The 401-nt window shown below is 40.1% G+C and carries 1 pseudogene; it reads left to right on the top strand.

Annotated elements, in window-relative coordinates:
* Positions 1-165: 165 nt before the first annotated feature.
* Positions 166-401 (top strand): annotated as a pseudogene (locus A3729_RS34180) (hypothetical protein); the annotation flags it as partial.

Genomic DNA, 401 nt, shown 5'->3' with positions numbered 1-401 from the left:
GATTACCCACAGCTAGATCAGTTTTTCAACGACAACCCTAAGTGGTGCCGTGAACACTGGGATTGGGCGCGAGAGTATTTGATTTTCCTTGGCAGAAACAAATCTGAGCATACTTACATTAGATTCCGTTCTGACATAGAAAAATTTTTGCTGTGGAGTTTTTTGGTGGCAGAAAAGCCTGCTGTCGATTTTAGAAAGAATGACTTACTTGATTATTCAGAGTTCTTCTTTAAGCCACCGCAAACTTGGATAGGTCTAGCCAATGTGGATAAATTTGTACCGTCTGCTGGTCTGTACGAATTTAATAAAAGCTGGAGGCCTTTTAGATATATAGCCGAAGGTAGTGATGCTGATAAAAAGAAATACAGGCCTTCACAGCAATCTATACTTGCCATGTTTTC

The organism is Oleiphilus sp. HI0043, assembly GCF_001634935.1.
The sequence above is the reverse complement of the archived record's forward strand: the minus strand, read 5'-3'. Positions and strand labels throughout refer to the sequence as shown.